Origin of the sequence: Neorhizobium huautlense, from assembly GCF_002968575.1 — a bacterium.
Classification (GTDB): Bacteria; Pseudomonadota; Alphaproteobacteria; order Rhizobiales; family Rhizobiaceae; genus Neorhizobium; species Neorhizobium huautlense.
This window is the reverse complement of the sequence record NZ_PVBM01000006.1, coordinates 202,229-229,133: the sequence shown is the minus strand read 5'-3', so window position 1 is coordinate 229,133 and position 26,905 is coordinate 202,229. Positions and strand designations below refer to the sequence as shown.

Below are 26,905 nucleotides of genomic sequence, written 5' to 3'. Positions count from 1 at the left end.
TAGGTCCAAACGAGACGGCGGCTCCAGCGCATGCTTGCGGTGCATTTTAAAATTCTGTAGCCTCCAAAAACTAGTGACATGCAGTGTGGCGTGTCTTTCCAAGCCGTGTCGATTGGGAGCGACCAATTCGTTATGCATCCTGGCCCTCGGCAGCCTATTCCAAGAATCTCGCTCATACTCTGTGTCCCGGGCCATACCGATATCGGCACGCGTGCAATTGCATCCCTGCGCGAGCAAGCATTTCGAGACTTCGAGTGCATCGTCGTCAATTGCTCCCAGGTCGACCTTTCAAAAGAGGCCTTGAACGCCGCCGCGGATGGCGACCCCCGCTTCCGCATCATAAGTTTCCGTGCTCCAGCCTCCATTGGGGCGGCGCGTAACACCGGCCTTCGATTGGCCCAGGCGCGGTATGTCGCCCTGATTCAAGGTGAATATTCTTTGACCGATCTGTCGCGGCAGCTAGATCGATTGGATGCTTCGAAGCATGCAGGCTTATATGTCGGTCGGCTTGAGGGGAGGGCGCATGATGCCTGTAAACCCGTCGAGACACTGCGTATCGACCAGACAGTGGTGAGGGCCGACGCAGTGCGCGCGATTGGAGGTTTTGTCGAAACGGATGAGGTCGATGACGAGGCGCGCTTCTTCGCCAGACTTCTGGATGCCGGCTATACATTGGCGACTGGCCCCGCCGAAGCGGACACTATCGGTGCTAACGCTTCGAGCCGTGCAAGCTGCTCCACTAAAACCCAAAGGGACTTGCCCATACTGTTCATACCACACAAGGACTACCACGTGTGGACGATTGGCCTGCTCGCGCCGCAGCTACGGGCTTTGGGGGCGGAATTCTTGTCGCTCGACCTGACCCCGCAGTGGGGTGAGGCCGGTGTGCGAAGTAGCGCGCAACGTTATCAGGTTGAACTCTTGGGCTTAGGCGAGTTCGTGGTTGGGCGTTTCGCTCCGAGGGTAGTGGTTACGTTTAATGACTGGGACTACATCTCTCGGCCTTTGGTGTTAGCCGCGCGGGCTGCCGGTTTGGGTACCCTTGGTATAGTGGAAGGAATTCAGGATTACGACGACGTCGATACTCGGGCTGAAAGGAAAGCTTACCGGCTGGTCGAGAATGTAATCCTGCCCGGCGCGTTTGACTATCGGTATTTCGTCAACGCTTCTGGCCAGCGCGTATTCATCAGTGGAATACCTCGTATTCAGGCTATGCGGAATCAGCCTGAAACTGCTCCATCCCTCGCGATGGAGAGGCGCGTGTTGATCAATTCGAATTTTTCCTATGGGGTGCTCACCCAGCATCGCGACCAGTGGTTGGTTTCTGCCGTCCAAGCTGTGAGACGAGCGGGTTATGAGCCCGTTATCAGCAGACATCCTGCGGATATGGGCCGCCTATTCCCTGAACTTGTTTCAACGGAGGATTTCTATCGAACGCTGCAAACTTGTTGCGCTTCGGTACAGCGCTTCGCAAGTGGCATACTCGAAGCGATAGCGTACAATAAACCGGTTTTCTATTTCAATATCCATGGTGAAAAGGTGGACAAATTCACCTTCGATCCAATGGGGGCCTATCCGGTCAGCCGAAGCGAGGATGAGCTAGTGGGCGATTTGGGCGAGATACATGAGTGGCAAAGGAGAGTGAGGGCAAACGGGCCGGCATTCCTCGATCTTCACGCCGGGAGGCGGACACTCGACATCGTCACCAAGATGAGCGAGATCATCGCGGCTCTCAGTGCAGTTCCGGTCTCTGCTGAAGCCGCCGCGGAATTCTATGGATATTTGCGCACGATCGATGAGATGACGGATGCCTTGTGTGAACCGGACAAGGGGCCGCATGGTCCTTTCGCGCAATTGGATGGCGCGGTCGAGCGTCTTAGAACCGTGTCTCGGATGCGAAATGAAGGTACTCAATTTATAGTCGGTCAATAACCGATCTGGCAAGGTTTCTGTGCGGTGCGTCGGCCGGCAGCGAACTTCTGTCTGGAAGTGTTCTTCGGAAAAAACAGGTCAAAAGCAGAGACCATCGCCGAATGTTCGATTGGGGTGTGACAATATTCGTGTCCCCGGTGTTCATATTGCGGATTGGGTCCGATACTGTCAGTTTCCATTAGACCCGGAATGGTCAATTGACAAATCGGTGTGAGCAAAAGCAGTAGTAGGCTGGTTGGAGTGTTTCATGAGTGAGAGGCAAGGTGCCTATAGTCCAGAGAAGACCGTTCTCGCCGTCGTATGGGGTGTATACGATACCTTAAAATGGTGTTCTGAACGAAATCCGCATGGCCCCCCCCAGCGAGTTGTCCTTCTGGACCCGATCGGTAGCAAATCAGCGGCCCTTTCTAGCCTGTCGAAGAGCGATGTAGAGATCATCCATATCGCTGGCATACCATCAGACAAAGATGGCCAGACGGAGATTTTCTCCCATACGCATCCAAATATATTCAGTAGTGCGCGAATGACCACGGCGCTACAGTCGCTTTTTCCCGGCCTTCGCGTCAAGGGAGCCGTGGCGGCGGAATATATCTCGACGGAAGGCCTTTCATCGGTTCTTGGGCGTGAAGATGAGACGTTCGCCCTCGTCGTTGAAACGCCGGGAGCAGAGTTGTCCATTCTAAAATATCTTGAGGAGTCCGGATTTCTCGACAGGGTCACGACCATCCACCTCCGTTGCGGTAAAGACATATTCTTCGAGCATGCTTCCGATGAAGCCCAGATTCGCGAATGGTTGAAGGCGCATTTCTTTTATCTGTTGGATCGTCGCGGGGAGGATCCCGATTGGCCGCAATTGGCCTTCGCGGCAGACCTGAATGGCCGCCGAATTCCGGCGCTTGAAGCTCGAATCGAAGGCATGACAAAGGCGTTGGCTGAGCGTGACTCCGCGCTCAAGGATGCGCAAGCCAAATACGAACAGCTTGAAAAGTCTTTGAAAGCGGAGCAGGAGCGTGTCACCGCGCATAAGGCCGTGGCAAGCCATGCTCAGAGTTCGCTTCGCGAGAATGAAGAGGCGCTGGCCCGAGCTCGGGGGGATTCTGCCCGTGCCCGTCATGAGATGTCTCTAATGCTGGAGAGCTTGCGGGTAACTCAGGGCGACCTGAAGGACCTGCGTGGTCGCTATGCGAGCGTATTTGATGAGAAGCGTAAGCTTGAGGAGCTTATTCGAAAGCTGACTCCTCGCTTGCAGGAGGCAGCCGGGCAATTGCGGGAGCTGTTTGCTCCGGCGCCGAACGATGCAGCGCATACGGAGCCCGCCGCCGACCAGGGCTGATTACGAAAGCAAATGAAGCGTATCGGCCAAGTCGATGGGCCACTATCGAAGAAGAAACCATGCAAAGAAAAGTTCCGAATTCCGTCGTAACCTCCGATCCAATACGATTGGGCGAAACCGTCGCGCTTTTCGACGACATGATCAGAGTCCTTGAAAGTGGCTCCTATCCAAAACAGACGTTAGGAAGTCTTCCCAGCGAGCCGCTAACCAGCCTGTTGCAGCAGTGCGAAAAGATCGCGGCAACTCCGAAAACGGAAGCGCCGGCGCTTCTTCTCGCCTTCCCCGGCCTGCCTCCCCTCGATTTGGACTGGTGGCGTGGTCATGTGCCGGCCATGGAGTTTCGTCGATTGTCCGAGCCGGACGGATTGTACCTGTCCGAAGCGATGGTTCGAACGATGCAGCATGATCTCGCGCGCGAGGGACGTGAGCTTTTCCTGATCGCAACACCCTTTACTCTCCCTTCCGGCTTCGCCTTCAACCCATCACGAATGCGGTTGTTGGTCTGTCATCCTTGGCGGGCCTATGTGGCAGCTGGTCCGGCGTTAGGCCTTTCCCTCCAGGATTTCTGCGAAGTGCTTTCCGAACACCTGCAGGATCTTACAACGCATAACGTTTTGCGCTACGAAGACGCAGATAATCGTCAGGCGGTTTTGATAAAGATACTGCTGGGCCAGGAATCACCGCCGAGTCCTCCGGCACCAACTGTAGTAGAGCCGGTAGATTATTTCGGCGGAGCTCCAGCCTACGAACAACTTTGCGCCAGACTCAGCTACGATCCCTATCGCCTCATCGAAACCGATTGCTTGACCTACCGCGCCGAGTCCACATGGCTTGCCGCACCACAGGGCGGTTCGGCCCAGATCTCCTGGTTCTTGCCGCGAGTTTCCATGTTGCTTCCTGACACTAGCGTTCGCAACGTGCAGGCGCTCTTGCCGCAGATTGATTCGATCGTCACTGCGGAAGCTGTGCCGGAGGCTCTCGATGCCCTCCTTTCTTCGCTGGGTGGGGAGCAGCGGGCACTCGCCATGCTGCTTGTGGCTGCTCATTTCATTCGCAAAGGCGAGATGTTGCAGGCACTCAGTCTCGTAACCGAAGCGCTTGATGAAATCTCTTCGCAGGCTCAGGGGCTCACCGCACTGGCCTCGTCTCTCTATTTGGATATGAATAGAGGGGCGTTGGCCCTGGACGCGTTGACGTCCGGCCTCCGACAGTCGGGTCTTTTGGCTCCGCCTCAGATCGCAACGCTTGATGAGGCCCTTGCCGGTAGGCCCGCGAAGAAATCAACTGGCGATCATGGACACGCTTTATTGATGTCGCGGCTGCGGGATAGGCCTCCGGAGCCCATGTCACGGAAACGGTTGATGATCGAGATTGGCACCACACGGGAAGATGTTCCAGGGCAGGGATCGACCCGTAAGTTGGCACAGCTTTGCGCGGAACTGGGGATAGAGTTCATCACTGTCGATATGGACCCGTCGAACAGCCGCCGTGCGCGTCGTATGTTCAAACGCCTCGGATTGCCCTTTAAGGCGATCACTGCCAAAGGTGAGGATTTTCTTGCCTCTCACACCGCTCCAATCGATTACGTCTTCCTCGATGCGTACGATTTCGATCATGGAAATCACTCCGAGCAGCGTCAGGAGCGCTACGAACGCTACCTTGGCAATCGAATCAGCGACGCGGAATGCCACCAGATGCATCTTGATTGCGCACGGTCCCTCGTACGCACACTCGCCGACGACGGGTTAATTTGTTTCGACGATACATGGACTGATTTCGAGGGCAACTGGTCAGCAAAAGGAACAACCGCGATGCCGTTCCTACTCGAAAATGGCTTCGAAGTGATCGAGGCGCGCAATCGGGCTGCACTCCTTGGTCGCAAGAGATGATCCGGTCAAGGGGCTGAATGTCGCGAGGAACAAATACCCTGCGCGGATTGAGCGCATTCTTCGTGAAGTCTCAAATGTCGGGTCTCAAATACTAATGCAGTATGCTTCGGCGCCATGGGCTTCCGTTCCGTCTGGTCACGACAGTTTGCGGAGAGTTCTCTTACCATGGCCTGTTCTCTAGCTAATATCTCCGGTCTTAAGGCGGAGCAGAACTCCGCCTTCGCCATCCTTGATCGGAAAGACTTCAGATGTCGCTCGCTGCGTTCGAGAAAAGTTCGACAGCCTGCTTTGCCGTCAGTCTTCGGATTTCGGTCTCATCGCGGCGGTTGGCGAACAGCTCGCTTGCCATGATTTGCTCGGCAAGATCTGCCGGTAGCGACATCAGCACGCGCTGGCCCTCTGTGTGGATCCCACCGAGTTCGGCGCGTTTGGCCGTGATCATGCCGCCGGCAACAGTGTTTAACGTATCCGGATCGATCAGGATGAAGGCCCCGGTAGAGCGGTTCTGTTCGTAGGCGTCGAACACCGCTTGTTCCTCGAAGGAAAGTCGCACCTTGCCGATGGCGTTCATGGCAAGCGTCGAGGCATGCGGCCGCCATTTGCCGGTGGAGAGTTCGAGCTGGGAAATCGGCTCGACCGTCACGCGCTGGCGGCGCGATCCGCTCTTCAGCCAATAGCGTCTGCCCGGCTCGATGCCGCCCGGCTGCAGCGAGACGAGCTGCGCATCGAAGTGAAGGCCGGTCATCGGCTGGCCGTCGAGCGAAACGATCACGTCACCACGGGCCACATCCACCTGCCGATCGAGCACGAGGGTGATCGCATCCCCTGCCACGGCGGCATTGCGCACGAGATCGAAGGTGACGATCTGCTTGACGTTGGCGACGACACCGGAAGGAAGCACGACCACCGGATCGCCCGGCTTGATCGAGCCGCCGGCAACGGTGCCCTGATAGCCGCGGAAACTTTCGCCAGGACGCGCGACGCGCTGCACCGGTAGCCGGAAGCCACCCGCCTGAGCGGTGCGTACGGTCGCAAGTTCCAGCGTCTCGACCAGCGTCGGACCGTCATACCAGGGGATGGCGCTGTCGGCCGAATAGACGACGTTCTCGCCCTTCAGGGCCGACATCGGTATTGCGGTGATCTGGCGTACGCCGAGCGAAAGCGCGAATTCGCGGAACTCGTGGGAAATCTTCTCGAAAATCGCCTTATCGTAGTTGACGAGGTCGAACTTGTTGACCGCCAGCACGAACTGGCGGATTCCCATCAGCGCGGCGATCGTCGCATGCCTGCGGGTCTGCTCGAGTATGCCGGAGCGGGCGTCGGTCAGAAGAATGGCGAGATCGGCGGTCGATGCGCCGGTTGCCATATTGCGGGTATATTGCTCGTGGCCGGGGGTGTCGGCGACGATGAACGAGCGCCGGTCGGTCGAGAAATAGCGGTAGGCGACGTCGATGGTGATGCCCTGTTCGCGCTCCGCCTGCAGGCCGTCGAGCAGCAGTGCGAAGTCGGGCAGGCCAAGGTCGTTCTGCTTGCCGCTGTCGCGGGCAAGCGTTGCGGCCTGGTCTTCCTTGACCGCCTTGGTGTCCCAGAGGAGGCGGCCGATCAGCGTCGATTTGCCGTCGTCCACCGAACCGCAGGTGATGAGGCGCAGCGGGCGCGTGTCGCGCGCGGCCTTTACGGGTTCGGCAAAGGGCAGGATGGTCGCCGAAGCGGTTTGGGCTGGAGCGGTCATCTTAAAAATATCCTTCGCGCTTTTTCTTTTCCATGGAGCCGGACTGGTCGCGGTCGATCGCGCGGCCCTGGCGTTCGGAAACGGTGGCGATTTCAAGCTCGGCGATCACCTCGTCGAGGTTGGAAGCGGTCGAGCGGATGGCGCCGGTCAGCGGGAAGCAGCCAAGCGTGCGGAAACGGATCATGCCGCGCTGAACGGTTTCGCCGGGCAGAAGCTTAAGCCGCGGATCCTCGGCGAGGATCATCATCCCGTCGCGCTCAACATACGGGCGTTCGGCGGCGTAATAGAGCGGCACGAGCGGAATGTCCTCGGCCTGGATGTAGCGCCAGATATCGACTTCGGTCCAGTTGGAGAGCGGGAAGGCACGCACGCTCTCGCCTTTTTTGATCATGCCGTTATAGATATTCCAGAGTTCCGGACGCTGGTTGCGAGGATCCCATTTGTGATCGGGTGTACGGAAGGAATAGATCCGCTCCTTGGCGCGGGATGCTTCCTCGTCCCGGCGGGCGCCACCAAATGCTGCGTCGTAGCCGCCGGCGTCGAGAGCCTGCCGCAGCGCCTCGGTCTTCATGATGTCCGTATAGAGAGCCGAACCGTGGGAGAAAGGGGTAATGCCTTCTTCCGCGCCACGCGTATTGGTGTGCACGACGAGATCGAGATCGTATTTTGCGGCGATTTCGTCGCGGAATTCGATCATCTCGCGGAACTTCCATGTCGTGTCGACGTGGAGAAGCGGGAAGGGGACGCGACCCGGATGAAAGGCCTTGCGGGCAAGATGCAGGAGGACGGAACTGTCCTTGCCGATGGAATAGAGCATCACCGGCTTTTCGAATTCCGCTGCCACTTCCCGGAAGATGTGGATCGCTTCGTTTTCGAGGGCTTTGAGATGCGGATCAAGCGGCGGTCTGGAAACGGGCGGGTTCTTGACTTCCGTTTCCTGTACTGACAAAGGCATTTCGGTCTCCGGGCAGTCTATCGAAACAAACACAAAGGGTTCAGCGAGCGATCTGGCTCGCCTGCGGGATGGGCTGTGAGGCGGATTGCGATGCGCTTTCCGGCACATGCAGCCCGCATTCGCGCTTCTCGTCGTTTTCCCACCACCAGCGGCCAGCGCGCTCGGGCTCGCCGGGCTTGATGGCGCGCGTACAGGGTTCGCAGCCAATCGAGGGGTAGCCACGGGCATGCAGCGGATTGACCGGGATCGCCTCGGCCGCCACATGGGCACGGATCGCATCGATGTCCCAGTCCGCGAGCGGGTTGATCTTGATGAGGTTGCGCTCGGGATCGTATTCGGCAAACGGCGTCGTGGCGCGACTGCCGGACTGACCGCGGCGAAGCCCGGTGATCCAGACGTCCGCTCCTGCCAAAGCTCTGGCGAGAGGCTTCAGCTTGCGCACATGACAGCAGGCGTGGCGGGCTTCGACGCTGTCGTAGAAGCCATTCATGCCGTATTTCGCAGCATAGGCGTCGACATCCTCCAGTTCAGGCGCAAAGCGGCGGATCGAAATCGCATACCGCCCCTCCGTCTCTCCGATGAGATCCAACGTTTCCTTGAACAGGCGGCCGGTTTCCAGCGTCGAAACTTCGATCGGCAGGCGATGAATTCCGATTGCTGCTGATATCACCTGGTCTTCGATGCCGAGGCTCGTCGTAAAGACGGCATTGCCAAGCTCGGCGGCAAGCGCGAGACGACCTGCAAGATCGAGGTCTTGCAGCTGTGCGTCGAGGGTGGAAGCCAGTATCAGGCGATCCCGGCTGGCGGCATCATGAAGGGTCATGGGATATCATTCCGTGAGCATTTGCTGGATTATCCCGGCTCCGCGCGCGAAAGGACAGAAAAACCCGTCCCATCACAACAGGATGAGGAGCAAATATCTCTCCAAAGCGGCAAGCACACAGAAAACCTGCCGCCTTAACCAAACGTGACCATTTTTGCCGCTCTAATTACCCGCATTGGTTTGTAATTTCTCGGAATTTGAGCTAATCCCGAGACATGCCCGCAAGGCATGATTGCCACTTGCGGACATGCAGCCCCTGAGCGCCGTTTCCGGCGATCCCGTGGATGCCCTTGAAAGCTGTTTGAGCGGCGCTGTGAGGACTTTCGCCTCGCGGCGACGTTATCGTTTAATGGTTGCGTGATGATATCCCAGAAAGCGAAATACGCGCTGAGGGCGCTTGCCGCCCTCGCGCAGGCCGACCCGGACGTGCCGATGCTGATCTCCGAGATTGCCGTCCAGCAGAGCATTCCGAAGAAGTTCCTGGAGCAGATCCTCCTCGACCTCAAGCGCTCGGGCATCGTTGTCAGCCGCCGCGGCAAGCAGGGCGGATATCTGCTCCTGAAGTCGGCCGACGCGATCACGTTCGGCGAGGTGCTGCGCCTCGTGGATGGGCCGATTGCGCCGCTTCCCTGCCTGTCTCAGACCGCCTACCGCAAATGCGAGGATTGCGATGGCGAGCACCTCTGCGAGATCCGCCATGTCTTCGCCCGCGTGGCCGACGCAACCCGCGACGTGCTGTTCAGCACTACGATCGCCGATGCGGTCGAAGGTGCCGGCGACACCAAAACGCCGGTCAGGGAACTGCTGACGGCCTGAAAGTGCCGGGTCCCGCTATCGCCTGTAGAGCCGGGATTACGAAATCGCGGTTACTTCCAGCTCCTGGCCCCCTACATTCACGACATCCCCGATCGCTTTGCCGGTGAGAGCTCTTGCTACCGGCGATACGTAGGAAATCGATCCGGCCTTGGGGTCGGCCTCGTCTTCGCCGACGATCCGATACGTCTGCACCCGGCCGTCCTCGCGGCTGAAGGTGACAGTGTTTCCGAAGGCGACGGTATCGGCCGACGCGGGGTTTGGGACAACCTGCGCGGTGCGGACTCTGTCCGCGAAATAACGCAGATCGCGCAGCGGGCCGGCAGCCTGCCGGCGGCGTTCGTTCACGTCTTCGATCGTGGTCGTAGCCTCATAAGCCTCACGCGCCTGAGCCAGCTGCAGATCCAGTGCCTTCAATCCGTCCTCCGTCACCAGGTTCGGGTGAGGTGAAATCGGACGGTCGGGCAACAGGGTTTCCGCCGCGGTCTCGGCACTGTCTTCTTTGGTGAAAGCGACGCTCAATCTTTCAACTCCGTTCGGCGCGGGTGATCTTTGGATCGGCAGCAACGGTTTTGCATCCGTCGGATCATATATGGCCGCAACCGGTCATGTTGCGGAACAGGCGAAAAATCTTTCTTCGAATGCCTCAAAACCTCCCTTGCGGCTGGATTGTGATTTTCCCGAAGGCACTTTTCCCAATGCGCACGTTCTGCCGTTGCCAGAAAGATTAACCCATTCTTTGCCCCCCGAATACGGCGAGGGAAACAGTTTTGCCTTCTTTTTGCCTTCGATTGACTAAGTCGACTTACCCGATAGAGTTTTAGTAAACCACACAGGAGGGAACTGTATGCCTAGTTTTATCCGAGGACTTGGCCGGGGACTTGGAAGAAGATTGGGGGCCGTCGCACTCGGCCTTTCTCTGACGGTGGGAGTTTTCACGCCCGCCTTCGCCGATACCCAGCTTCTCAACGTCTCCTACGATCCGACCCGTGAACTCTACAAGGACGTCAATGCCGGCTTTGCCAAGTCCTGGAAGGCTCAGACGGGAGAAGACGTGTCGATCAGGCAATCGCATGGCGGCTCCGGCGCGCAGGCTCGCTCGGTGATCGATGGCCTTGAGGCGGATGTGGTGACGCTGGCGCTTGAAAGCGATATCAATGCGATCGAGAAGACCGGCAAGATCAAGGCCGGCTGGCGCGCACGCCTTCCCAACAATTCTGCGCCCTATACGTCGACCATCGTCTTCCTTGTCCGCAAGGGCAATCCGAAAGACATCAAGAACTGGGGCGACCTAGTGAAGGGCGACGTCCAGATCGTCACACCGAACCCGAAAACGTCAGGTGGTGCGCGCTGGAATTATCTCGCTGCCTGGGCCTGGGCCAACGAGGAATTCAAAGGCGACCAGGCAAAGATCAAGGGCTATATCGCCGATCTTTATAAACGGGCGCCCGTCCTCGATACCGGTGCGCGTGGCGCAACGGTCACCTTCGCTCAGCGCCAGATCGGCGATGTGCTGCTTGCCTGGGAAAACGAGGCTTATCTCGCCGGCGAGGAATTCGGCAAGGGCGCTTTTGATATCGTCGTGCCGCCGATTTCCATCCTCGCCGAACCGCCCGTCGCCGTCGTCGATGCCAATGTCGACGCCAAGGGCACCCGCAAGCAGGCCGAGGCTTATCTGCAATATCTCTATTCCGACGAGGGCCAGAACCTCGCCGCCAAGCACTTCTATCGTCCTTCGAAGCGTGATGTGGTAAAGCCGGATCTGCTGAAGGCTCTGCCGGACATCAAGCTCGTCACGATCGACGATCCGATCTTCGGCGGATGGAAGAAGGCGCAGCCGGAACACTTCGGTGACGGCGGCATCTTCGACCAGATCTATAAGCCCGGGAAGTAGTTCGGAATCCTTTATGACCCAAACCGCCACTGCCTCACCGGCGAAGTGGCGACTGAAGCAGCCGAGCATCATTCCGGGTTTCGGGTTGACGCTCGGCTTTTCGCTCGCCTACCTGTCGCTGATCATTCTCATCCCCGTTGCCGGCCTGCTCTGGCGCACCGCCGAGCTTGGCTGGAGCGGCTTTTTTTCCGTCTTTGCCGACCGACGCACGCTCGACGCTCTTTATATATCCTTCGGCACGGCCTTTCTGGCCGCGCTCGTCAATGTCGTCTTCGGCACGATCCTCGCCTGGGTGCTCACCCGCTACAACTTCCCCGGCCGGCAGCTGGTTGACGCCATGGTGGACCTGCCCTTCGCGTTGCCGACGGCTGTCGCAGGCATTGCGCTTGCCTCGCTCTACGCCCCGAACGGCTGGATCGGCTCACTCTTCATGCCCTTCCGCATCGCCTTCACGCCGCTTGGTATCGTCATCGCACTCGTCTTCATCGGGCTCCCTTTCGTGGTTCGCACCGTTCAGCCGATCATGGAAGAGATCGATCGGGAGGTTGAGGAGGCAGCTGCAACGCTCGGTGCCAACCGGTTCCAGACGATCTTGAGGGTCATCCTGCCCGGACTGACGCCGGCAATATTGACCGGCTTTGCGCTCGCCTTTGCCAGAGGCGTTGGTGAATACGGTTCGGTCATCTTCATTGCCGGCAATATTCCCTATGTTTCGGAGATCGCGCCGCTGCTGATCGTCATCCGGCTGGAGGAGTTCAACTATGCGGGCGCAACGGCGATCGCCACGATCATGCTGCTCATCTCCTTCCTGATGTTGCTTGTCATCAATCTCATTCAGGCCTGGAGCCGCAGGAGGTACGGTAATGTCTGACAAGGCTCGCACTTCCAACCCTGCCTTCCGCGATCCAGCAGACGAGGGGTTCGCGACGAAGGTCGCGCTGCTCCTGCTTTCGCTCGCTTTTCTCATCTTCTTTCTTTTCCTGCCGCTCCTTTCGGTCTTCGTGGAGGCTTTCCGCGAAGGCTGGGGCGCCTATTACGAAGCTTTGGCCGAGCCGGATGCGGCGGCGGCTATCCGGTTGACGCTTCTGGTCGCTGCTATCGCCGTGCCGCTCAATCTCGTCTTCGGGCTCTGTGCATCCTGGGCGATCGCGAAGTTCGAGTTCAAGGGGAAGGCCTTCCTGATCACCCTCATCGACCTGCCGTTTTCGATCTCCCCGGTAATTTCGGGTCTCGTCTACGTCCTGCTTTTCGGCTCGGGCAGCCTGCTCGGACCGCTTCTGAAAAGCTGGGGTATAGAGATCCTCTTCGCGGTGCCTGGAATCGTATTGGCGACCGTATTCGTGACGTTTCCCTTCGTGGCGCGCGAACTGATCCCGCTGATGCAGGACCAGGGAAGCGGCGACGAAGAGGCGGCACTGTCGCTTGGCGCATCCGGCTGGCAGACCTTCCGGTTTGTCACGCTCCCGAACATCAAATGGGGCCTGCTCTATGGGGTGTTGCTCTGCAATGCGCGCGCCATGGGCGAGTTCGGCGCCGTGTCGGTGGTTTCAGGCCGCATTCGCGGGCTCACCAACACCATGCCGCTGCATGTCGAGATACTTTATAATGAGTACAACATGGTAGCGGCCTTCGCGGTGGCATCGCTGCTTGCGCTGCTTGCACTCGTCACCCTTGCCCTCAAGACACTTCTCGAACTTCGGTTCGGTGCCGGCAATGCCGGCGGCAGGCATTGAAAGGTTTACGCATCGATGGAAGTCACCATCAACAATATCCGTAAGGAATTTGAACGCTTTCCGGCGCTGAACGACGTTTCGCTGAAAATCGCTTCCGGCGAACTGATCGCGCTTCTCGGGCCTTCCGGCTCCGGCAAGACGACGCTTCTGCGCCTGATCGCCGGTCTGGATTTTCCGACCGGGGGCCAGATCTTCTTCGGCGACGAGGACGCGTCCCACCATTCGGTTCAGGAGCGCAATGTCGGTTTCGTCTTTCAGCACTACGCGTTGTTCCGTCACATGACGGTCGCCGAGAACATCGGTTTCGGCCTGAAGGTCCGCCCGTCGTCATCCCGCCCGCCGAAATCCGAAATACGCCGCCGCGTCTCGGATTTGCTGGACATGGTTCAGCTTGGGGGTCTTGAGAAGCGTTACCCCAACCAGCTTTCCGGCGGTCAGCGCCAGCGCGTGGCGCTCGCCCGCGCTATGGCGATCGAGCCTCGCATTCTGCTGCTCGACGAACCGTTCGGCGCCCTCGATGCCAAGGTCCGCAAGGAGTTGCGGCGCTGGCTGCGGGAGTTTCACGACCGAACCGGCCATACCACGGTTTTCGTGACCCATGACCAGGAAGAGGCTCTCGAGCTTGCCGACCGGGTCGTGGTCATGAGCCAGGGCAAGATCGAGCAGGTGGGGTCCGCTGACGATGTCTACGACCGCCCCGGTTCGCCCTTCGTCTTTTCCTTCATCGGGGAATCCTCCCATTTGCCGGTCGAGGTGAAAGAGAAGACAGTCTTCTTCCAAGGGCAGCCTATCGGTATTTCAGAAGCAGCAGCGGGCGGGGGGGAACTCTTCTTCCGGCCGGAGGATATCTCACTTGTCGAAGCTCAGGATGCGCTCTTCGGAAAGGTTACCGCCTGCCGTCGGTTGGCAGGCACGCGCATCGCCGAGATCGACATTGCTAATGATGGGCATGCGCCCTATCACGTCGAGGTCGAGGTGCCGCTGCATGCGCCGGTGGCGCTCGGGAGCGAAGTGCGCTTTCGCCCGACGCGGTGGAAGGTTTTCGAAAACGCCTGACAATGCCTCTGGCTCGGTTATCTGCCCCGACTGCCGCATCGCGGCCGGCCTTGCAACGCCGTTCCCACCCACATTAAAAGCGCGAAAAAATTGATACATGTCATTTTCTGCTTCACGGAGTGCGGGTAAATAGCCGTCGTCGCAAGCTTCGGTCCATGCGCGACATCTAATGTGCCGCGCAATCTTTAATCCCGACAGGTATTCCATGGCAGAGACTGCCCAAATTGACGACACTTCCGAGCCGCATACGGGTTGGCCGGAAAGCCGGCCTGCTCCTCTCGCTGTATCGCTGGCGAAGGTGTTGATCCGCCGGCTTACCCCCGGCAGCGGTATCATCCTCTTCTTCAGCCTGATCCTCTTTACGATCGCATTCGCCGCCAATCTCTTTCTCGAGGAAAGCCTGGCGAGATTGGGTTGGACGCTGTTTCTTTCGGGCAACCCGATGCACGCGCCCTCCGGCCTTGCATTGACGCTTCTGATCGGCACGGTCGCCACCAACCGACTGCGGCGCGCGGCTCCCTGCCGCAAGCCCCCATCCGACGAGGAGATGAACCGGGCCGTGGAGATCCTCGCCACGCAGCCGAATGCGAGCGCGGGCCTGGTGCGCCTCGGCGACAAGAAGATCCTCTTCTCCAGCTGCGGCAAGGCCTTCATCATGTATGCCCAGCAAGGCCGCTCATGGGTGGCGTTGTTCGATCCGATCGGCTGCCGCAAGGCCTGGCCCGATCTGGTGCTGAAATTCATGGAGACGGCCCGAAAGGCAGGTTGCCGGGCGGTGTTCTATCAGGTCTCGCCGGAATTTCTGCCGCTGACCGTCGAGGCCGGGTTGAAGCCTTACAAGCTCGGCGAACAGGCGGTCGTCGATCTCACCAGGTTCGATCTCAAGGGCGGCGCTTGGCTGAAGCTCCGCCGTTCGATCAACCGGGCGGTCCGCGACGGGCTCGAGTTCTCGATGCTGAAGCCGGAGGAGGTGCCGGCCGTTCTTGATGAACTGCTTTCCGTTTCCCGCACATGGCTTGCCGCGCAGAATGCAGCGGAAAAAAGGTTTTCGCTCGGGACATTCCAGTCGCAATATGTCGCTGCCGGACCGGTGGCAGTCATCCGGTTGAAAGGCCGCATTGTTGCCTTTGCCAGCATTCTCTCCACGGCGTCCGGCGGCGATGCCTTCATCGACCTGATGCGGCATCTCCCCGAGACCCATCGCGGCATGATGGATCTTCTCTTCGTGCGTATCATGGAGCACATGAAGGCCGAGGGATATCAGACGCTGAACCTGGGCATGGCGCCGCTTGCCGGCCTTTCGACCCACAGCAAGGCTCCGCTCTGGAACCATGTCGGCGAGCGCATCTTCCGCAACGGCGAGCGTTTTTATAATTTTCGCGGGGTACAGGCTTTCAAGTCAAAATTCGATCCGGATTGGCATCCGCGCTATCTGGCGGTCTCCGGCACCGGCATGCCCGTCCTCTCGGTTTTCGACATCACCATGCTCATTGGGGGCGGCCTGAAGGGACTTTTGCGCCGATGAGGCTTTTGCCGATCATCGTCGCAAGCATCACGGCTGCTGCGACAGTCTTCCATCTCGTATCCGGTCCCGAACTTCAGACCAGAAGTCTGCCAACCAGCCGGATTTCCTATCCCGACAGCCCGGCAGCCGGCATCGTGGTATTGCTTTCCGATGGCGAAGGCTGGTCGGAGAGGGAAGCGGAGATTGCTGCCACCCTTACCAGGGAGGGCGCGCTGGTGGTGGGCGTCGATCTGCCGGAATATTACGCTGCACTGGAGGCGGAGCAGGATGACTGCCTCTATCTCGTCGCCGATATCGAGGATCTGAGCCGCCAACTGCATCGGTCGGCCGAGATTTCCGACTATCGCCCACCTGTGGTCGCCGGCATCGGCGACGGGGCGACGCTCGCACTGGCGATTGCAGCCCAGACGCCCGTCTCCACCATTGCCGAAACTATTTCAGTGGACCCCAAGACCACGATTCCGCTCTCCAAGGTGCTCTGCACTCCTGCGCCGAAGACGCCCGTCCCGGAGGGGGTCGTCTACGGATTGACGCCGGGCGATCTGCCCAATCCGGTGAGAATCCTCTTTACGCGAACCGCGGACGCGGCCGGCCGCGTGCATGCGGAAGCCCTGAAGGAAACACATCCGGCGGTCGAACTGCACGAGACGGCGGACAATGCCGCTGTGGCGCTGGCGCTCAACACCGCGTCGATCACGAAAGGGTTGGCCCGCTCCAGTTCCCCACTTAATCTACCGATCGTGCCAATCGAGGCGATACCCCGACACGACGCCATGGCGATCATCTATTCCGGCGACGGCGGCTGGCGCGATATCGATCAGCAACTGGGTGCCTATCTCAAGGCGGATGGCATCCCGGTCGTCGGCGTGGACGCGTTGCGCTATTTCTGGAGCGAAAAGACGCCGGAACAAACCGCCGCCGATCTTTCCCGGATCATCAGAGCTTATCGCAACCGCTGGCAGGTCGAAGACGTGCTGCTGATCGGCTATTCCTTCGGTGCGAACATTCTGCCGGCCACCTACCGGCTTCTGCCCGAGGCAGACAGGCAGGCGGTTTCGCTTGTCTCGCTGCTGGCATTGTCGCATCAGGCCGATTTTGAAATCGATGTCGCCGGCTGGCTCGGCTTTTCCGGCGCCGGCAAATATGGCGATCCGATCGATGACCTCCGGGCGATCGAGCCCTTCAAGATCCAGTGCATCTATGGTCTTGCGGAGGAAGACAGCGCCTGCCCCGCACTTGCGGAAATGCCGGGCGTTCAGGTTCTGGCGCGTCAGGGCGGCCACCATTTCGATGGTGATTACCACGCGCTCAGCCGGCTGATCCTTGATCGGGCGATTGCGGTGACGGCGGCGAACTGACCGGCGTCTCACCGGTCATTCAAGAAGAGGTGAAACCCTCTGGCCAATCGCGAGCACGCCCACATCTTTCCGGATGAATTCCGAAACCAGGAGGAGTGCTCCATGATCCGATACCCAAGCACAAGCATTTTTGCCGGAGCCGCCCTTGCCGCCGCCTTGGCGGGCTCGGCTGCGGCCCACCATGGCTGGTCCTGGGCCGAAGCCGACCAGATCGATCTTAAGGGCACGATCCAGTCGATTTCCTTCGCGCCGCCGCATCCTACTTTAGAGGTCAGGGCCGAAGATGGCGTCTGGCGTGTCGAACTCGGCAACCCAAATCAGACCCAGCGCTCCGGCTTTGTGGAGGGACAAGCAAAAGTCGGCGACGAGATCGTCGCCACCGGCAATCGTTCTGAAGACCGCAACGAAAAGCGCATGAAGGCGGTCCGGATCGTCGTCGCTGGCAAAACTTTCGACATTTATCCCGAGCGGATCAAGACCAATTGAGGCGGTATCCATGGAGTGGCTTGCGTCGCTTGCCGAGACACCGCTTGCACGGGCCCTGATTGCCTCTTCGACACTCTATCTCTTGGTCAACGCCGCACATATCCTCGGCATCGGTACGCTTTTCGGGGCGATCCTCGCGCTCGACCTGCGATTGCTGGGTTTTGCCCCGGCTGTCCCCTTGGCCGCGATTGCTCGCTATCTTTCGCGGATCGCTGCCGCAGGCGTCTTTCTCGCCGTCCTCACCGGTCTCTGTCTGTTTTCTGTCCGACCAACGGAATATGTGCGAAACACCGCCTTCCTGGCCAAGCTCGCTCTTGTCGCGCTCGCTCTTGTCAACGTTGCGGTCGTGCACCTGGGAAGCGGATGGCGAGCGGTGCTTTCGGGGGAGACGCCAGGCGTGGCCTTGCGTGTTGGTGCAACACTTTCGGTTCTTTTCTGGATCGGTGCCGTGATTGCTGGGCGCTGGATCGGGTTTTTATAGGTGGAGGATCGCTATCTGAAGGAGGTACTTCTTACGCGGCCCTATCTTTGGATGATGTCGAACTGGACGCGTGTGATCAGCTGTTTTGACGGACGATCGCGTCAGGGCATCGACATGTTCAACGTCTGATCACGAGCCGCCGCCGTGGCATCTGTCCCGCTGGAAGAGCCGTTCAGGTTGACCAAGGTCATCTGCAGAACTGGCGAGTCCGCGGCACGCAGACCATCGTCACTGACGTTGTCGGTATGTGCAACGAGTGGCGGGGAAAGCCTTTAGGTTGTATATCTTGACGAGTGAGCTATGTGCAATGATCAAGTGGTAGCCACGATTTCAAGCGCGGCTTGCTTCAGTAAATTTGCGAGGCCGCTGTACGACAATGGACACAGGTGTTGGTGTGACTGACAACGAGGCTTTAGGCCATCTTCCGGAGCGCAAGCGGCGGGAGCTTTCGCGCGCCCTAAAGATCATCTTCGAAGAGTTCGATGCCGCGCAGCAGTCAAAGCTTTCGGAAAAACAGAAGGCTGGCCGGATCCTGAAAGTGATCCTGTTCGGTTCGTATAGCCGCGGCGGCTGGGTGGAGGATCACAAGAGCGGTTACCGCTCCGACTACGATATTCTCGTTGTCGTCAACATGCACAGTGTCGGGGAAGAGAACGAGCTCTGGCACGACGTCTCCGATCATTTTTTGCGCGAGCTATTGGTGACGAAGACGATTGAGACGCCGGTGAACATCATCGTCCACACGTTGCAGGATGTGAACGACCAGCTGGCCCGCGGGCGTCCCTTCTTCATAGACATTATCCGTGATGGCATCATGCTCTATGAGAAGGAAGGGCATCCGTTTGTGCCGCCGAAGCCGCTAGATGAAGACGAGGCCTTGGAGGAGGCCAAGGGCTACTACGAGCGGTGGTTTCCAAGCGCACTGGCGTTCCGGGATTCAGCAGATTTCCTTCTGAGACGAGGCAACCCGACAGAAGCGGCGTTCAACTTCCATCAGGCCACAGAACGCCTCTACCACTGTGTTCTCCTCGTGCTCACGCTCTACAGCCCAAAATCGCACCGGTTGAAATCTCTTCGATCATCAGCAGAGCGGCTTGAGCCGCGGCTGATCGAGGCATGGCCGCGCGACATGAAGTTTGCGCGTCGGTGTTTTGAACGCCTCGATCGGGCTTATGTCGATGCACGCTATTCTCCCCACTACGAAATCACGGTGGAAGAACTGCAATGGCTGGTGGAGCGTATTCAGGTTCTTCAGGGGCTTGTCGAGCAAATCTGCAAGGAGGCACTAGCGACCAAGGCATCCTCGTAGGCGGGAGCTGAGCGGCGCGCCGAAGGACCGGCCCAGCACCGACAGGTTGCATTGTCGGGAAACGTTTGAGACAGAAATCCCGGATCGCTGCCGCAGACTTCTTTCTCGCCCCTGGCCTGAGCTGCTGACAGCCACCCGAAATTTTTTCGATAGTATTCATCTTATCTCGACAGACTGAGCGAGTGCCGGTGTTCATTCCATGTTGCTGGTCGCGCGAAAATCAACGGTTTCGGGCAAATCTTCCCAGAATTTGCATTCCCTATATTCTTGGCCAACTGACTACCGGTCGCTTACCGCGGCCCGTGGATTGACCCAGGGCTCCTGATTGCTGCGGGGCAGGGGCTGCTTGCCAAGAATATGGTCGGCGGCCTTCTCCCCCGTCATGATCGAAGGACCGTTGAGATTGCCGTAGGTGACATGCGGGAAGATCGAACTGTCGGCAACGCGTAATCGTTCCACGCCGATCACCCGGCATTCCGGGTCGACGACGGCAAGCGGATCGTCGGCGCGGCCCATGCGGCATGTGCCGCAGGGGTGGTAGGCGCTCTCCAGATGCTCGCGCAAGAAGGCGTCGATCTGCTCGTCGGTCCGGACGTGCTCGCCGGGCTGGATCTCCGGACCACGATACTGGTCGAAGGCCTTCTGGCCGAAGATTTCACGGGTCAACCGCACGCAGTGGCGGAATTTTTCCCAGTCTTCCGCATGGCTCATATAGTTGAACCGGATAACCGGATCCACCTTGGGGTCGGGCGAGCGAAGCGTCACGTTTCCACGTGATTTCGACAGATTATAGCCGACATGGACCTGGAAGCCGTGGCTTTTTGCTGCTGCCTTGCCGTCGTAGGAAATCGCCACTGGCAGGAAATGGTACTGGATGTCCGGCTGCTTCAAGCCGGGTGCCGAGCGCAGGAAGGCGCATGCCTCGAACTGGTTGGAAGCGCCGAGCCCTCCTTTGGAAAGCAGCCATTGCGCGCCTACCACTCCCTGCCAGAACCAGGGAAGCCAGGAATAAAGCGACACCGGCTTCGTGGAGACCTGTTGGAAATAAAATTCCATATGGTCCTGCAGGTTGGCACCGACGCCAGTCCGATCCGCCTTCACCTCGATACCCATAGCCTTCAGATGCTCCGCCGGACCGATGCCGGAAAGCATCAGCAGTTTCGGCGAATTGAAGGAGGAGGCCGAAATGATCACCTCGCGATCGGCCATGATGGTTTCGGCGCCCCCCCGGCGCTCGATCTCCACGCCCACCGCGCGGCCATTCTCGATGACGACCCTGTTGGCGAAGCCATAGACGATTTCGACATTCGGCCGTTTCAGCGCCGGCTTCAGATAGGCGTTGGCGGCAGACCAGCGCCGGCCATTGTGGATTGTTTGTTCCATCAGCCCGAAGCCTTCCTGCTTCGAGCCGTTGTAATCGTCGGTGAGCTCAAAGCCGGCCTGTTTTCCGGCTTCGATGAAGGCGTGGAAGAGCGGGTTCTTCACCGGCCCTCGCTTGACATGCAGCGGTCCGTCGGTGCCCCGCCAGCCTTCTTCGCCACCCTCGGACGTCTCCATGCGCTTGAAATAGGGAAGCACGTCCGCATAGGCCCAGCCGGTCGCCCCAAGCTCGTCCCAGCGATTGAAGTCTTCCGCATGGCCGCGGACATAAACGAGGCCGTTGATTGAGGATGACCCGCCGATCACCTTTCCGCGCGGCGCAGTGATGCGTCGGTTGTTGAGGTTCGGCTCGGGTTCTGAAAGATAACCCCAGTTGTAGCGCTTCATGCTCATCGGCCAGGCAAGCGCCGCCGGCATCTGGATGAATGGCCCGAAATCCGATCCGCCCGCCTCGATGACGATCACCGAGTTCTTGCTGTCCTCCGACAGACGATAGGCGAGCGCCGAGCCCGCCGAGCCGGAACCGACAATGACGAAATCTGCGCTTTTCATTCCGTCAACCTCAATACGGCGCCTCGACATTGCCCATGCCGACATAGACCGTCTTCAATTCCGAATAGTGTTCCAGCGCCGCAAGCGAATTCTCGCGCCCGAAGCCGGACTGCTTGGAGCCGCCGAAGGGAATTTCTACCGGGCAGAGATTGTAGGTGTTGATCCACAATGTGCCGGCTTCAAGCTGATCCGCCACGCGATGGCCGCGAGAAAGGTTGGCGGTGAAAACGCCGGCCGACAGGCCGAATTCGGTCGCATTGGCGCGGGCGATCACCTCTTCTTCGTCGTCGAAATCGAGCACACACATCACAGGCCCGAAAATCTCTTCGCGGGCGATAGTCATATCGTCGGTGACGTCCGCAAACACGGTCGGCTGCACGTAATAACCCTCGCCGGTGACGTGGTTGGGAATGCCGCCTCCCGTCAGAAGCGTCGCGCCCTCAGCCTTGCCCTTGTCGATATAGGAAAGCACCTTCTGGCGCTGGTCGAACGAGACCATTGGTCCAAGCTGGGTCGCCTCATCCATCGGGTCGCCTATCACGATCTTCTCCGTCCGCTCTTTGAGTCGCGACAGGAACTCGTCCTTGATATTCCGCTGCACGAAGACGCGCGTGCCGTTGGAGCAGACCTGCCCGGTCGAATAGAAATTGCCGAGCATGGCGCCGCCGATGGCGCTCTCGATATCGGCATCGTCAAAAACGATCAGCGGCGACTTACCCCCAAGTTCCATCGTCACGTGTTTCAGGCTCCCGGCAGCCGCTGCCGCCACCTTGCGCCCGGTCGGCACAGAACCGGTCAGCGAAACCTTCGCCACATCCGGGTGGTTGACCAGCAGCGGCCCGGTATTCCGGTCGCCCTGGATGACGTTGTAGAGTCCCTTGGGAAGGCCCGCTTCATGCAAAATCTCGGCGATCTTCAGCGCCCCGAGCGGCGTGTTCTCAGACGGCTTGAAGACCATGGCATTGCCGGCCGCAAGTGCCGGCGCACCTTTCCAGCACGCAATCTGCTGTGGGTAGTTCCAGGCGCCGATACCAACGCAGACGCCGAGCGGCACACGCTTGGTATAGGCAAAATCGCCGCCGAGAGGGATATAGCTGCCGTTCATGCCCGCGGCGATCACCCCGCCGAAGAACTCGAAACTGTCCGCACCGGAGGTCGGGTCGGCAACGATCGTCTCCTGGATCGGCTTGCCGGTGTCGAGCGTTTCAAGTTCGGAAAGCTCGCGGTTCCTCTCCCGCATGATCTCCGCGGCGCGTTTGAGGATACGCCCGCGCGCCGTCGGGCTCATTGCCCCCCATTCCGGCTGGGCGCGTTTGGCCGCGGCGATCGCCCGTTCGACGATGGCAGGCGTTGCCGCGTGCAGCCGGGCAATCACCTCCCCGGTTGCCGGGTAGAGGCTTTCGATGAGAGTGCCCTCGGTATCCTCGACATATTCGCCATCGATGAAATGGCTGGCGATCGGCTGGGCTTTCATCTCATTCTCCGCGCGGGTAGCGTTTGGCTTCCTCGAGATTGTCGAGGTTCATATGGTTGCGCATGTAGCGCTCGGATGCCTTTTGTAATGGCTGATGGTCCCAAGGATAATAGGCTCCGTTGCGAAGCGCCTCGTAGACCACCCAGCGCCGTGCCTGGCTTTCCCGCACGGCCGCATCGAATGCGCCCATGTCCCACTTGGCCCTCCGCTTGGCTCTGAAATCTTCCAGCACGTTCGCATAGGCCGGATCGGCGGCAAGGTTGTTCAGCTCTTTCGGGTCTGCATCGAGATCGAAAAGCTGCTCCGGATCGAGCTCGCAATGGACATATTTCCATTTCCCCTCGCGGATGGCGACCAGCGGCGCGTAGGAGCCTTCTGCCGCATATTCCATCAGCACCGGTGCGGAGCGGATGCCTCCATCGATGACCGGCTTCAGGCTTTCGCCATCCGTCCAGGGCTTGATCTCGTCCATCGAAATTCCGGCCAGATCGCAGAGTGTCGGCGTGACGTCGAGGTTGGAAACCGGCGCTGCAAGGAGGGCAGGGGAGATACCCGGCCCGGCAATCATCAGCGGCACGCGCGCCGATCCTTCGAAGAAATTCATCTTGAACCACAGCCCCCGCTCGCCCAGCATGTCACCGTGGTCGGAGCAGAACAGGATGAAGGTATCGTTAAGCATCCGTGTGCGGGTCAACGTATCGATCAGTTCGCCGACCTTCTCGTCGATATAGGAAATGTTGGCAAAATAGCCCTGGCGCGCCCGGCGGATATGTTCGTCCGTCACGTCGAAGTTTTTGTAATCGCAGGAGAAGATGATGCGCTGGGAATGCGGGTCCTGTTCGGCGAGCGGGATCTCGCCAACTTCCGGCAGAAGGTGCTCGCAATCCTCATAGAGGTCCCAGAATATTCTGCGTGCCACATAGGGGTCGTGCGGATGGGTGAAGGAAACGGTCAGGCACCAGGGCCGACGGGCTGCATCGTCACGCTCGCGGGCGAGGTGATAAAGCTTCTGGTTGGCGAGGAACGCGACTTCGTCGTCATATTCCATCTGGTTGGTGATTTCGGCAACGCCCGCGCCGGTCACCGAGCCGAGATTGTGATACCACCAGTCGATCCGCTCTCCAGGCTTTCGGTAGTCCGGGGTCCAGCCGAAATCGGCCGGATAGATGTCCGTCGTCAGCCGCTCCTCAAAGCCGTGCAACTGGTCTGGCCCGACGAAATGCATCTTGCCCGACAGCGCGGTGTAATATCCGGCGCGGCGCAGGTGATGCGCATAGGTCGGGATCGAGGAAACATATTCCGCAGCATTGTCGTAGACGCGGGTTCGGCTCGGCAATTGCCCGGCCATGAAGGAAGCCCGCGCCGGCGCGCAGAGCGGCGAAGAGGTATAGTTGTTGACAAATCGGGCCGAACGCGCCGCCAGGCTTTTGAGATGCGGCGCATGCAGCCACTCCGCCGGACCGTCCGGAAACAAGGTCCCGTTCAGTTGGTCGACCATGATGATCAGAATATTGGGTTTGGTCATTGGCGGAATCGACTCTCTGGCGACGGTCTTCTCACCAGATTGAGTTATTTTTGATCCCGTCGCCAATCAAGAAGGGATTGCGAACCATCCTGTCCCAAAAGCGCGGATGGGGGTGATTGGGAAGTTGCTGAAATCGAAATGCCCAAGGAAGAAGGTCGCTCCACCCGCCTCAGAAGGCCGCCTTGGTCGATCTGGAGTTGCATGTGAATGCCCTCGGCGGCATTGTCTTCCCACGTTAGGGGAGAAATTGCGTGCCGAAGATCGTTGGAATTGGTGGTGTGTTTTTCAAAGCGGCCGACCCGGTAGGGCTTGCCGAATGGTACGAGAAACATCTTGGAATTGACGACCTGCACAAGTCCGTATGGCAACAACAGGCAGGAGCAACAATTTTTGGTCCGTTCTCTGAAAATACCGACTATTTTGGACGAGCAGGACAGCAATGGATGATCAACTTTCGGGTTGATGACCTTGATGGGTTCATAACAAGCCTGACGGCGAGCGGGATCACGGTGGAAACTCGCACCGAGTGGGATTCGGAAGTTGGTCGCTTTGCTCGCATTCACGACCCCGAAGGCAATCCGGTCGAGCTTTGGGAACCGACGAAGGAGCAGCCTGCATCTGACGATATTACGTCGGGCGCTTAGCAACCGCCCATAGCCGGATGCCACGCTTGCCAAACTCCCCAAAATATTGAATAAAAACATCTTTCATCGTCACAAAACTTTCATCCTCGGGAAAGGGATTCTTGAGGAATTGGTGGGAGCTTCACCTGCAATTTTAGGCCATTGCGCGTGGGGTAATGAGTAATGTCGTCTGCGGCCATTTTGGAACCGGGCGTTTTCCGTCGATACGCAAGCGATCAGCTGGTCGCGCTGGGGAAGCTGGTTCTGGAAAATGCTTTCCAGCCGATCGTCGAGATCGGCACGGGCTCCGTCTTTGGTCATGAATCCCTGCTGCGGGGCCAGGAGCGGATCGGCTTTTCTTCTCCGCCCGAACTTCTCGACCAGGCGCATGAGATCGGCCAGCTTCTGGCATTGGAGCAGATGATGGCGACCCGGGCTCTTGCAAAATTTGCAAGCGTTCCCGACTATTCCTCCGCAACGCTTTTCCTCAATCTCGATGTCCGGCTGATCCCGCACGGCCAGCTCTTCCTCGAAAAGGTCGTCCAGCACCTGCGGATGGCCAATATCGCGCCGTCTTCGGTTTGTTTCGAGTTTTCCGAACGGTTCGACAATACCAGCGTACCCGAATTTGCCGATCTGGTGACGCAGATGCGCAAGGAGGGTTTCAAGCTTGCGATCGACGATTTCGGTGTCGGCCATGGCGAGATGAAGCTGCTTTGCGACTATCCGGTCGACTATCTCAAGATCGACCGCCATTTCGTCGCCGGCATCGACCGCAATCCGCGTAAGCGGCACCTGGTGAAGAACATCGTCAACATTGCGCATGTACTCGGCATCCGGGTGATTGCCGAGGGCATCGAGACTGAGGCGGAATTCCTTGCGTGTCGCGAATATGGCGTCGACCTCGTCCAGGGCTGGTTCATCGCCCGACCGACCACCTTTGTCAGCGAGTTACAGCCGTCGTTTCCCTATCTTGCCGATATCGGCCGTTCCCGCCGCTCCAGCCAGTCGCTCGACGAGATCCTCATCCGCAAGCAGATCGAGCACCTGCCGACCGTCTACGAGAACGAAAGCATTGACAGCGTTTTCGAACTTTTCCGCCGCAATCCCCGCCAGGCCTTTTTCCCCGTCCTCAATGCCAATGGCGAGCCGCGCGGCGTCATCAACGAATATCACCTCAAGGAATATATCTATCAGCCGTTCGGCCGCGACCTTTTGAAGAATAAGGTCTACGAGCGCACCATCGCCCATTTCGTCGACCGCGCGCCAATCATCGGGCTCGACGCGGAAGCCGAGGAATTAATGAGCCTGTTTGCCAATATGGACAACAGCGCCTGCGTCATCCTGACGGAGAACATGCGTTACGCCGGGGTCGTTTCGGCTGCCTCGCTCATCAAGGTCGTCAACGAAAAGCAGTTGAAGATCGCGCAGGACCAGAACCCGCTGACGAGCCTGCCGGGCAACCGCGCCATCCGCGACTTCATGCAGGAAGCCGGCCGCGACGACGAACAGACCCGCTTCTTCTGCTATTGTGACTTCGACCATTTCAAGCCGTTCAACGATCACTACGGCTTCCATATGGGCGATCACGCGATCTCGCTGTTTGCGGCGCTGGTGAGGCGCTACTTTTTCTCGGATGACGATTTCCTCGGCCATGTGGGCGGCGACGATTTCTTCATCGGCGTGCGCGACTGGACGCGGGACGAACTGACGGAGATCCTCGAGCGCCTTCTGTCCGATTTCCATGACGATGTGATCGAGCTTTATTCCTCGGAAGAACGGGCTGCCGGAAAAATCCGCGGGCACGACCGTTTCGGCGAGGAACGCGACTTCCCCCTGCTTCGCTGCTCGATCGGCGTGCTCGAACTGCCGCAGGGCCTGCTGCTTGATGATGTCAGCCGCATCGGCGCCGAGATTGCCGCCGTCAAGGCGGAGGCCAAGGACAACGACGGCGGCCTCGTTTTCGCAATTTTCGGCGATGCAAAGTAGCCGCGCGGCGGAACGTCGCCTTCCCGTCGGTGGCAGACTGTCC

23 protein-coding genes are annotated in these 26,905 nt (G+C 59.0%); 16 read left to right on the top strand and 7 right to left on the bottom strand.

What is annotated here, in order from left to right:
- Positions 1–78: 78 nt before the first annotated feature.
- The 3 genes from C5L12_RS09645 (at position 79) to C5L12_RS09635 (ending at position 5,154) form a co-directional block, all read left to right on the top strand.
- Positions 79–1,932 (top strand): glycosyltransferase, encoded by a 1,854-nt coding sequence (locus C5L12_RS09645; protein WP_105371817.1) that lies wholly within the window; start codon positions 79–81, stop codon positions 1,930–1,932.
- Between the two features lie 247 nt (positions 1,933–2,179).
- Positions 2,180–3,265, top strand: coding sequence for a hypothetical protein (locus C5L12_RS09640; RefSeq protein WP_105371816.1), 1,086 nt, complete (start codon positions 2,180–2,182; stop codon positions 3,263–3,265).
- 59 nt (positions 3,266–3,324) lie between these two features.
- Positions 3,325–5,154, top strand: a complete 1,830-nt coding sequence (locus C5L12_RS09635) for an O-methyltransferase (RefSeq protein ID WP_105371815.1) — start codon at positions 3,325–3,327, stop codon at positions 5,152–5,154.
- A 244-nt stretch (positions 5,155–5,398) separates the two neighbouring features.
- On the opposite strand, the gene cysN is transcribed toward C5L12_RS09635, so the two are convergent.
- Genes cysN through C5L12_RS09620 form a run of 3 tightly spaced genes read right to left on the bottom strand, consistent with a single transcriptional unit; the run spans position 5,399 to position 8,664 of the window.
- Positions 5,399–6,886 (bottom strand): sulfate adenylyltransferase subunit CysN, encoded by a 1,488-nt coding sequence (gene cysN, locus C5L12_RS09630; protein WP_105371814.1) that lies wholly within the window; start codon positions 6,884–6,886, stop codon positions 5,399–5,401.
- Position 6,887: 1 nt separating this feature from the next.
- Positions 6,888–7,841, bottom strand: coding sequence for a sulfate adenylyltransferase subunit CysD (gene cysD, locus C5L12_RS09625; protein WP_105371813.1), 954 nt, complete (start codon positions 7,839–7,841; stop codon positions 6,888–6,890).
- 40 nt (positions 7,842–7,881) lie between these two features.
- Positions 7,882–8,664, bottom strand: coding sequence for a phosphoadenylyl-sulfate reductase (locus C5L12_RS09620; protein WP_105371812.1), 783 nt, complete (start codon positions 8,662–8,664; stop codon positions 7,882–7,884).
- Between the two features lie 360 nt (positions 8,665–9,024).
- Here C5L12_RS09620 and C5L12_RS09615 point away from each other — a divergent pair, with 360 nt between their 5' ends.
- Complete coding sequence (locus C5L12_RS09615) at positions 9,025–9,480, top strand: RrF2 family transcriptional regulator (protein ID WP_105371811.1); 456 nt, start codon at positions 9,025–9,027, stop codon at positions 9,478–9,480.
- A gap of 36 nt (positions 9,481–9,516) precedes the next feature.
- On the opposite strand, the gene greA is transcribed toward C5L12_RS09615, so the two are convergent.
- Positions 9,517–9,999, bottom strand: a complete 483-nt coding sequence (gene greA / locus C5L12_RS09610; protein WP_105371810.1) for a transcription elongation factor GreA — start codon at positions 9,997–9,999, stop codon at positions 9,517–9,519.
- Here greA and C5L12_RS09605 point away from each other — a divergent pair.
- From C5L12_RS09605 to C5L12_RS09560, 10 genes are all read left to right on the top strand, one after another.
- Complete coding sequence (locus C5L12_RS09605; protein WP_105371809.1) at positions 9,983–10,276, top strand: hypothetical protein; 294 nt, start codon at positions 9,983–9,985, stop codon at positions 10,274–10,276. The two genes, greA and C5L12_RS09605, sit on opposite strands and share 17 nt — an antisense overlap.
- Positions 10,277–10,324: 48 nt before the next feature.
- Complete coding sequence (locus C5L12_RS09600) at positions 10,325–11,371, top strand: sulfate ABC transporter substrate-binding protein (RefSeq protein ID WP_105371808.1); 1,047 nt, start codon at positions 10,325–10,327, stop codon at positions 11,369–11,371.
- 13 nt (positions 11,372–11,384) lie between these two features.
- Positions 11,385–12,242, top strand: coding sequence for a sulfate ABC transporter permease subunit CysT (cysT, locus tag C5L12_RS09595; RefSeq protein WP_105371807.1), 858 nt, complete (start codon positions 11,385–11,387; stop codon positions 12,240–12,242).
- Complete coding sequence (gene cysW / locus C5L12_RS09590) at positions 12,235–13,104, top strand: sulfate ABC transporter permease subunit CysW (protein ID WP_105371806.1); 870 nt, start codon at positions 12,235–12,237, stop codon at positions 13,102–13,104. The genes cysT and cysW overlap by 8 nt, the downstream gene beginning before the upstream one ends.
- A gap of 15 nt (positions 13,105–13,119) precedes the next feature.
- Positions 13,120–14,160: a sulfate/molybdate ABC transporter ATP-binding protein gene (locus tag C5L12_RS09585; RefSeq protein ID WP_105371805.1), complete on the top strand. Its 1,041-nt coding sequence runs from the start codon at positions 13,120–13,122 to the stop codon at positions 14,158–14,160.
- A gap of 205 nt (positions 14,161–14,365) precedes the next feature.
- On the top strand, positions 14,366–15,685 hold the full coding sequence (locus C5L12_RS09580) for a GNAT family N-acetyltransferase (RefSeq protein ID WP_105371804.1): 1,320 nt from the start codon (positions 14,366–14,368) through the stop codon (positions 15,683–15,685).
- Positions 15,682–17,043 (top strand): virulence factor family protein, encoded by a 1,362-nt coding sequence (locus C5L12_RS09575; protein ID WP_105371803.1) that lies wholly within the window; start codon positions 15,682–15,684, stop codon positions 17,041–17,043. The genes C5L12_RS09580 and C5L12_RS09575 overlap by 4 nt, the downstream gene beginning before the upstream one ends.
- Positions 17,044–17,145: 102 nt before the next feature.
- Positions 17,146–17,529: a DUF6152 family protein gene (locus tag C5L12_RS09570; RefSeq protein ID WP_105371802.1), complete on the top strand. Its 384-nt coding sequence runs from the start codon at positions 17,146–17,148 to the stop codon at positions 17,527–17,529.
- 10 nt (positions 17,530–17,539) lie between these two features.
- Entirely contained in the window at positions 17,540–18,010 is a 471-nt protein-coding gene (locus C5L12_RS09565) for a DUF2214 domain-containing protein (RefSeq protein ID WP_105371801.1), read from the top strand.
- A gap of 394 nt (positions 18,011–18,404) precedes the next feature.
- Positions 18,405–19,319, top strand: a complete 915-nt coding sequence (locus tag C5L12_RS09560) for a HEPN domain-containing protein (RefSeq protein ID WP_342588629.1) — start codon at positions 18,405–18,407, stop codon at positions 19,317–19,319.
- A gap of 279 nt (positions 19,320–19,598) precedes the next feature.
- Here the strand turns inward: C5L12_RS09560 and betA are convergent, their stop codons facing one another.
- Genes betA through betC form a run of 3 tightly spaced genes read right to left on the bottom strand, consistent with a single transcriptional unit; the run spans position 19,599 to position 24,250 of the window.
- Positions 19,599–21,251 (bottom strand): choline dehydrogenase, encoded by a 1,653-nt coding sequence (gene betA, locus C5L12_RS09555; RefSeq protein WP_105371799.1) that lies wholly within the window; start codon positions 21,249–21,251, stop codon positions 19,599–19,601.
- Positions 21,252–21,261: 10 nt separating this feature from the next.
- Positions 21,262–22,725 carry a betaine-aldehyde dehydrogenase gene (gene betB / locus C5L12_RS09550; protein WP_105371798.1) on the bottom strand — a complete coding sequence of 488 codons (1,464 nt, stop codon included), beginning with the start codon at positions 22,723–22,725 and terminating at the stop codon, positions 21,262–21,264.
- A gap of 1 nt (position 22,726) precedes the next feature.
- On the bottom strand, positions 22,727–24,250 hold the full coding sequence (betC, locus tag C5L12_RS09545; RefSeq protein WP_105371797.1) for a choline-sulfatase: 1,524 nt from the start codon (positions 24,248–24,250) through the stop codon (positions 22,727–22,729).
- 251 nt (positions 24,251–24,501) lie between these two features.
- Here betC and C5L12_RS09540 point away from each other — a divergent pair, with 251 nt between their 5' ends.
- Both C5L12_RS09540 and C5L12_RS09535 read left to right on the top strand, forming a co-directional pair.
- Positions 24,502–24,894 carry a VOC family protein gene (locus C5L12_RS09540; RefSeq protein ID WP_105371796.1) on the top strand — a complete coding sequence of 131 codons (393 nt, stop codon included), beginning with the start codon at positions 24,502–24,504 and terminating at the stop codon, positions 24,892–24,894.
- A 162-nt stretch (positions 24,895–25,056) separates the two neighbouring features.
- A complete protein-coding gene (locus C5L12_RS09535) occupies positions 25,057–26,862 on the top strand; it encodes a bifunctional diguanylate cyclase/phosphodiesterase (protein WP_105371795.1) in 1,806 nt (601 codons plus the stop codon).
- Positions 26,863–26,905 lie beyond the last annotated feature (43 nt).

Excerpts from the sequence above, each read along its gene's own strand:
- C5L12_RS09645 (WP_105371817.1), top strand. The coding sequence starts at position 79 with ATGCAGTGTGGCGTGTCTTTCCAAGCCGTGTCGATTGGGAGCGACCAA.
- C5L12_RS09535 (WP_105371795.1), top strand. The coding sequence starts at position 25,057 with ATGTCGTCTGCGGCCATTTTGGAACCGGGCGTTTTCCGTCGATACGCA.
- C5L12_RS09615 (WP_105371811.1), top strand. The coding sequence starts at position 9,025 with ATGATATCCCAGAAAGCGAAATACGCGCTGAGGGCGCTTGCCGCCCTC.
- C5L12_RS09565 (WP_105371801.1), top strand. The coding sequence starts at position 17,540 with ATGGAGTGGCTTGCGTCGCTTGCCGAGACACCGCTTGCACGGGCCCTG.
- C5L12_RS09620 (WP_105371812.1), bottom strand. The coding sequence starts at position 8,664 with ATGACCCTTCATGATGCCGCCAGCCGGGATCGCCTGATACTGGCTTCC.
- C5L12_RS09585 (WP_105371805.1), top strand. The coding sequence starts at position 13,120 with ATGGAAGTCACCATCAACAATATCCGTAAGGAATTTGAACGCTTTCCG.
- cysW (WP_105371806.1), top strand. The coding sequence starts at position 12,235 with ATGTCTGACAAGGCTCGCACTTCCAACCCTGCCTTCCGCGATCCAGCA.
- betA (WP_105371799.1), bottom strand. The coding sequence starts at position 21,251 with ATGAAAAGCGCAGATTTCGTCATTGTCGGTTCCGGCTCGGCGGGCTCG.
- cysT (WP_105371807.1), top strand. The coding sequence starts at position 11,385 with ATGACCCAAACCGCCACTGCCTCACCGGCGAAGTGGCGACTGAAGCAG.
- C5L12_RS09635 (WP_105371815.1), top strand. The coding sequence starts at position 3,325 with ATGCAAAGAAAAGTTCCGAATTCCGTCGTAACCTCCGATCCAATACGA.
- betB (WP_105371798.1), bottom strand. The coding sequence starts at position 22,725 with ATGAAAGCCCAGCCGATCGCCAGCCATTTCATCGATGGCGAATATGTC.
- cysD (WP_105371813.1), bottom strand. The coding sequence starts at position 7,841 with ATGCCTTTGTCAGTACAGGAAACGGAAGTCAAGAACCCGCCCGTTTCC.
- betC (WP_105371797.1), bottom strand. The coding sequence starts at position 24,250 with ATGACCAAACCCAATATTCTGATCATCATGGTCGACCAACTGAACGGG.
- C5L12_RS09575 (WP_105371803.1), top strand. The coding sequence starts at position 15,682 with ATGAGGCTTTTGCCGATCATCGTCGCAAGCATCACGGCTGCTGCGACA.
- C5L12_RS09570 (WP_105371802.1), top strand. The coding sequence starts at position 17,146 with ATGATCCGATACCCAAGCACAAGCATTTTTGCCGGAGCCGCCCTTGCC.
- C5L12_RS09600 (WP_105371808.1), top strand. The coding sequence starts at position 10,325 with ATGCCTAGTTTTATCCGAGGACTTGGCCGGGGACTTGGAAGAAGATTG.
- cysN (WP_105371814.1), bottom strand. The coding sequence starts at position 6,886 with ATGACCGCTCCAGCCCAAACCGCTTCGGCGACCATCCTGCCCTTTGCC.
- C5L12_RS09580 (WP_105371804.1), top strand. The coding sequence starts at position 14,366 with ATGGCAGAGACTGCCCAAATTGACGACACTTCCGAGCCGCATACGGGT.
- C5L12_RS09640 (WP_105371816.1), top strand. The coding sequence starts at position 2,180 with ATGAGTGAGAGGCAAGGTGCCTATAGTCCAGAGAAGACCGTTCTCGCC.